The sequence below is a fragment of the Microcoleus sp. B3-A4 genome, assembly GCF_036705385.1.
Lineage (GTDB): Bacteria > Cyanobacteriota > Cyanobacteriia > Cyanobacteriales > Microcoleaceae > Microcoleus.
The window spans coordinates 1-4,256 of sequence record NZ_JAUBUI010000163.1 but is presented as its reverse complement, the minus strand read 5'-3'; the positions used below and the strand labels follow the sequence as shown (position 1 = coordinate 4,256).

Genomic DNA, 4,256 nt, shown 5'->3' with positions numbered 1-4,256 from the left:
TGAGGCTATTTCTGCCCATTCTTGTGACTTGGCTCGGCCTGAGCTCATTCCCCTTTTTCAGACCTGAATCCTTACGTTTCAGGACTGTCAAAAACTTCGGTAATTAATGTAATATGTTCCTCTGGCGACACATCAGGGAAAGCCCGCGACATCACCATGCGCTGCAGCAAATTCATCCCCTCAACACATTTGCTCCCGCCTCTATTCTTTACTGGTACCATCGGCAAAACTTTCGGGTCAACTCCCCCTCCCAAGCGATTTTTCAAAATTTCACTTTCATTGCCAAAAATCAATCCTAGCGGCAGGGTATAAACTAAATGGCAATTCACTTTCCGCAACTGATCGCCCCGGTCAATAAAGATATATTCTGGCAACAGTCGCCCCGCTGCATTGGGTCGAGAAACTATCCTGTCTAAGTTGTCAACAATCACCACCAATCCTTTTTTCCCCCGCTGCTTTAGCTGATTAATTGCTACATCAAGAATTTCTTGATTAATCAGTTCTAACATTTTATTAGCTTGCGGTTCCATGTACTGTCTCAGTTTAGATCGCAAGTCGGGATTGCTTTTAGTTTTGGCAGTGATTTTGGCGATGCCTAAAGGTAAAGAAAATTCCAGATTTCCCTCTGTATTGCCCTTAACTTTATTGCCAAAAAGTTCTCCTTCAGCTTCTAAAGTCACAGGAGTCTGTAAAAAATTCCAACTGTTTTTTAATAATTCTTTAAAGCCCTGGGGCTGCAAGGAAATTTTGCCCTCTTCCAAGCTTTGCGTGACTCGCCGTGCGATCGCTAACATGATATCCGTCAAATCGAGATCCATTTCATCGAGGTCTTGTGTTGACTCGAAGTAAACTACATGAAACCCCTCATCTGTCAACTCTTTTTCCAGTCGCGACAATTCAGTAGACTTGCCACAACCAATATGTCCGGTAAACAATTGGCAAGTCGGTTTATCTCGTGCCAGACGGGTAATTGTCCGTTTGAGTATGTTAATAACTTTTCCGCCACGCACCTCAGCAAAATCAATGTAGTAGCGCTGATCTTCGGCATTGCCCAATATCAGGGAGTGACTGGGGTTGCAGGCGTCGCAGAATCGATCGAAATCTAGATTCATAAAATTTTATAAATTAGTTTTTGTAGTTATTGTAGGGTGGGTCAGGGCTGAATGTTTTTACTAGAGACTAAACATTTTTCCGGCTAAGCACCCTACGGTTAGTTAGCTGACCACCCATACGTCGAAGACTATTAGTGTGAACCTGGATGCTGTTTCCAATATTGGTAGGCGGCATAGGCTAAGGTGACAGCGCCGGTGACGATGGCTGCTTCATCGACCTCAAATTGCGGGTGATGGAGGGGATAGTTCGGTTTGTCAGTCAGTCCCACTCCTAAGCGAAACATGGTTCCCGGTGCGTGTTCTAAGTACATCGAAAAATCTTCCGCGCCGAGGGATGGTTCTGGTAAAATCTGGACGCGCGATCGACCTAAAGCTTCTAAAGCCGCAGTTTCGACTAATTGCGTGAGTTTTGGGTCGTTTTGGACTCCCGGCACGCCGCGCTTGTAGGTGAGTTCGTACTTAGCGCCGTAAGTCCCGCAAACGCTGGAGACAATTTGTTCGATCCAAGCCGGCAGGTTTTCGTGGGTTTCCGGATGGAGCGATCGCACGGTTCCCAATAATTTTACTCGATCGGCAATCACGTTCGGCGCTCGTCCGCCGTTAATTTGCCCGATCGTCAAAACCAGTGGCCTCAAAGGATTTTGCGTGCGGCTAATTGCCTGCTGCAAAGTGGTAATTATCTGAGAAGCAATCCAAATTGCGTCGATCGCCTCGTGGGGACGCGCACCGTGGCCGGATTCGCCCATCACAATCAATTCTATGTCATCTGCCGCCGCCGTCAGTGCCCCGTGCCGGATACCCACGCAACCGCCGGGAATCGTCGGGAAAACGTGCACTCCGAGGATGCCGTCAACATCTTGCATCGCCCCATCTTTAATCATCCATTGAGCACCTTGGGCAATCTCTTCCGCCGGCTGAAACAAGAAGCGGACGTGACCGGGCAATTTTTCCCCTAGCTGAGACAATATCATTGCTGCGCCCAAACCGACGGTGGTGTGGATGTCGTGGCCGCAGGCGTGCATCACTCCCTCGTTGCGGGAGGCAAATTCTAAGTTAGTGCGTTCTTGAATCGGCAAAGCGTCCATATCGGTGCGAATTGCCAGCCAGCGGGACTCGCTGCTGTTGCCTTTGAGTTCGCCGAGCACTCCTGTTTTGCCGATTCCTTCGATCGCGCGGACTCCGCTGGATGCGAGAACTCCGGCTACATAGGCTGCGGTTTGATATTCTTGGCCGCTGAGTTCGGGGTGGGAGTGGATGTGGCGGCGAATTTCGATTAAGCGGGGTGCTAGGGTGGCGGCTAATTCTTTGATGCGGGGAAGCATGAATTTAGTTGGGGAGTGCGGTACAAGTTGTAGTCAACTAGGTTAACGCATATGTTTGGGGGTGAACCCACATCAAGCACCATTCTCCAGAACAGGCATCCTGCCTGTTCCAGCGGCTTAATCGTCTTTGGATTCATTGAACCTCCCTTCCTTCTGCGCTCTTTCGAGCCCTTCCTCCACCAAAAGTAATGCCATTTGGGACATCGAACGACGCTCAATGCTCGCCAGCTTCTCTAATTTCTCCTTAATTTCGGGCGGCGGGTAAAAGGCAACTCTGGGAGATTTTGCAGGACTCACATTGTTTGGGGGTAGCGTGTTCACCATGTCATTTTAGCTGACTGCAAATTTTTTAGAGCTTTTTTAAGCCAAGGTAGCACACCACAATCTAGTTTATGCTATAGTAGTCTAAACACCCAAAAACCAAACCCCCACCGCTCAGAGTTGCAATCGTTCGGTGGGGGCTTGAACTCCCATATTTAGGAGGAAACTCTATGATATCACCGCCAAAGTCGGTTCCCGAACTGCTCCGGGAAGAAATTCCTGACGTACCTCAAGGTAAGCAACCGATTCGTTTGCTGTTGTGTGGCGTTCCAAAAGCCGTAGACAGCATCGTTAATCTGTTGCACGTTTTAGGTTTTGCAGAAGTTGGGGAATGGAGCCCGCCTCTACCATCGCCGATAGCGGGTGAGGTGATTCGGATTTTAACCCGTTACTGGAAAGAATAATCTTGGAGGGCGATCGCACTTTTTTTGTGAAGTGCGATCGGCCAAGATCTTCAAACCGCACTGCCATTAATTAAATTGCGGTTGCCTTTTTGAATGTAGTCACGAGTTGGTAAGGCTATGACTTTTCAATACTCCGGACAGTTTTTGGAACGATACTACAAGCCTTACAGGGCAAGCATCATAAAAAAGTCGAATTAAATGCAAGTCAGGGGTAGAGGTGACATTGATTTAATTATCCACACTCGCTTCAAAGTCCTATGGAATAAGCCATTCAGCCATATAAAAAGTGTCCGGACTATTGACTTTTAAGAGTTTGGTAATTGTTTAATCACGTCCAGTATTTCTTGAAGCGTAAAGTAAATGTAGTAAAAAACTGGCTTTCTATTTATGTCTATAGTGCCATATCGACGATATGGGCGACCATTACCATTTTTATCTGCTATTTTATGACCAAAGCCACGAGATTTTTCGCTACCAGAACTTAACTCAATAGGAGCGCATTTTACGTCAAAAGTGATACCCCATTTTATTTTTGCTTCTAACTTTCCATCAGGCTTTCGCTCCAAATCGTAGAAGAGATTTTCATAAAAATAGCTCATATCAATTTTTTTAAAGTCCAATTCTGTGATAAGTAGTGGATAAGCTAGTGGTTTCACTTTTTGACCTTTCAACAATATATCAAAAAAATTACTTGCTTCCCCAGTTATGTAATCCTCAGCAGCTTTTTTTTGTTCTTCATTTTTAAAGGAAATTAGAGGAACATAAATGCTTTGGAAAAGTAGAGTTTCAGGGCAAATTCCTATAATATTTATTTTCTGATTCATAAGTTTTCCAGGTATAGCTTTTGGATAAGAAAAAAGTTAGCCTTAAATATTTGTATTCCTTTAATATCTAGGCTTTGTTCAGTTTCTCCCAAAGGCTCAGGCTCAGGTTCTGCTGTGTAATACCAAGGAATAAAAAATACACTCTCTGCAACAGTATGGGTTTGCTGGAGAGCAAATTCATAAGTAAGCTGCTTGATGATAAGCTGATACGCAGCTAGATTGTATAATCTAAATATAGAATAAGCGCTCATTAGTTATAATGTATGCCAGCCA

6 protein-coding genes are annotated in these 4,256 nt (G+C 45.4%); 1 reads left to right on the top strand and 5 read right to left on the bottom strand.

All coding sequences use genetic code 11. From position 1 onward, the window contains the following. Positions 1-71: 71 nt before the first annotated feature. The 3 genes from QUB33_RS28755 to QUB33_RS28745 form a co-directional block, all read right to left on the bottom strand. Entirely contained in the window at positions 72-1,112 is a 1,041-nt protein-coding gene (locus QUB33_RS28755; protein ID WP_333357855.1) for an ATP-binding protein, read from the bottom strand. A 131-nt stretch (positions 1,113-1,243) separates the two neighbouring features. After that, positions 1,244-2,434, bottom strand: coding sequence for a M20 family metallopeptidase (locus QUB33_RS28750; RefSeq protein ID WP_333357852.1), 1,191 nt, complete (start codon positions 2,432-2,434; stop codon positions 1,244-1,246). Positions 2,435-2,551: 117 nt separating this feature from the next. Beyond that, complete coding sequence (locus tag QUB33_RS28745; protein ID WP_006633396.1) at positions 2,552-2,758, bottom strand: ribbon-helix-helix domain-containing protein; 207 nt, start codon at positions 2,756-2,758, stop codon at positions 2,552-2,554. Positions 2,759-2,925: 167 nt separating this feature from the next. Between QUB33_RS28745 and QUB33_RS28740 the strand changes: the two genes are divergently transcribed. Then, positions 2,926-3,159, top strand: coding sequence for a hypothetical protein (locus QUB33_RS28740; RefSeq protein ID WP_242719202.1), 234 nt, complete (start codon positions 2,926-2,928; stop codon positions 3,157-3,159). Positions 3,160-3,464: 305 nt separating this feature from the next. On the opposite strand, the gene QUB33_RS28735 is transcribed toward QUB33_RS28740, so the two are convergent. Further along, positions 3,465-3,983, bottom strand: a complete 519-nt coding sequence (locus QUB33_RS28735; protein WP_333357849.1) for a hypothetical protein — start codon at positions 3,981-3,983, stop codon at positions 3,465-3,467. After that, positions 3,980-4,234: a hypothetical protein gene (locus QUB33_RS28730; protein WP_333357846.1), complete on the bottom strand. Its 255-nt coding sequence runs from the start codon at positions 4,232-4,234 to the stop codon at positions 3,980-3,982. The genes QUB33_RS28735 and QUB33_RS28730 overlap by 4 nt, the downstream gene beginning before the upstream one ends. Between the last annotated feature and the right edge of the window lie 22 nt (positions 4,235-4,256).

Excerpts from the sequence above, each read along its gene's own strand:
- QUB33_RS28730 (WP_333357846.1), bottom strand. The coding sequence starts at position 4,234 with ATGAGCGCTTATTCTATATTTAGATTATACAATCTAGCTGCGTATCAG.
- QUB33_RS28755 (WP_333357855.1), bottom strand. The coding sequence starts at position 1,112 with ATGAATCTAGATTTCGATCGATTCTGCGACGCCTGCAACCCCAGTCAC.
- QUB33_RS28745 (WP_006633396.1), bottom strand. The coding sequence starts at position 2,758 with ATGGTGAACACGCTACCCCCAAACAATGTGAGTCCTGCAAAATCTCCC.
- QUB33_RS28740 (WP_242719202.1), top strand. The coding sequence starts at position 2,926 with ATGATATCACCGCCAAAGTCGGTTCCCGAACTGCTCCGGGAAGAAATT.
- QUB33_RS28735 (WP_333357849.1), bottom strand. The coding sequence starts at position 3,983 with ATGAATCAGAAAATAAATATTATAGGAATTTGCCCTGAAACTCTACTT.
- QUB33_RS28750 (WP_333357852.1), bottom strand. The coding sequence starts at position 2,434 with ATGCTTCCCCGCATCAAAGAATTAGCCGCCACCCTAGCACCCCGCTTA.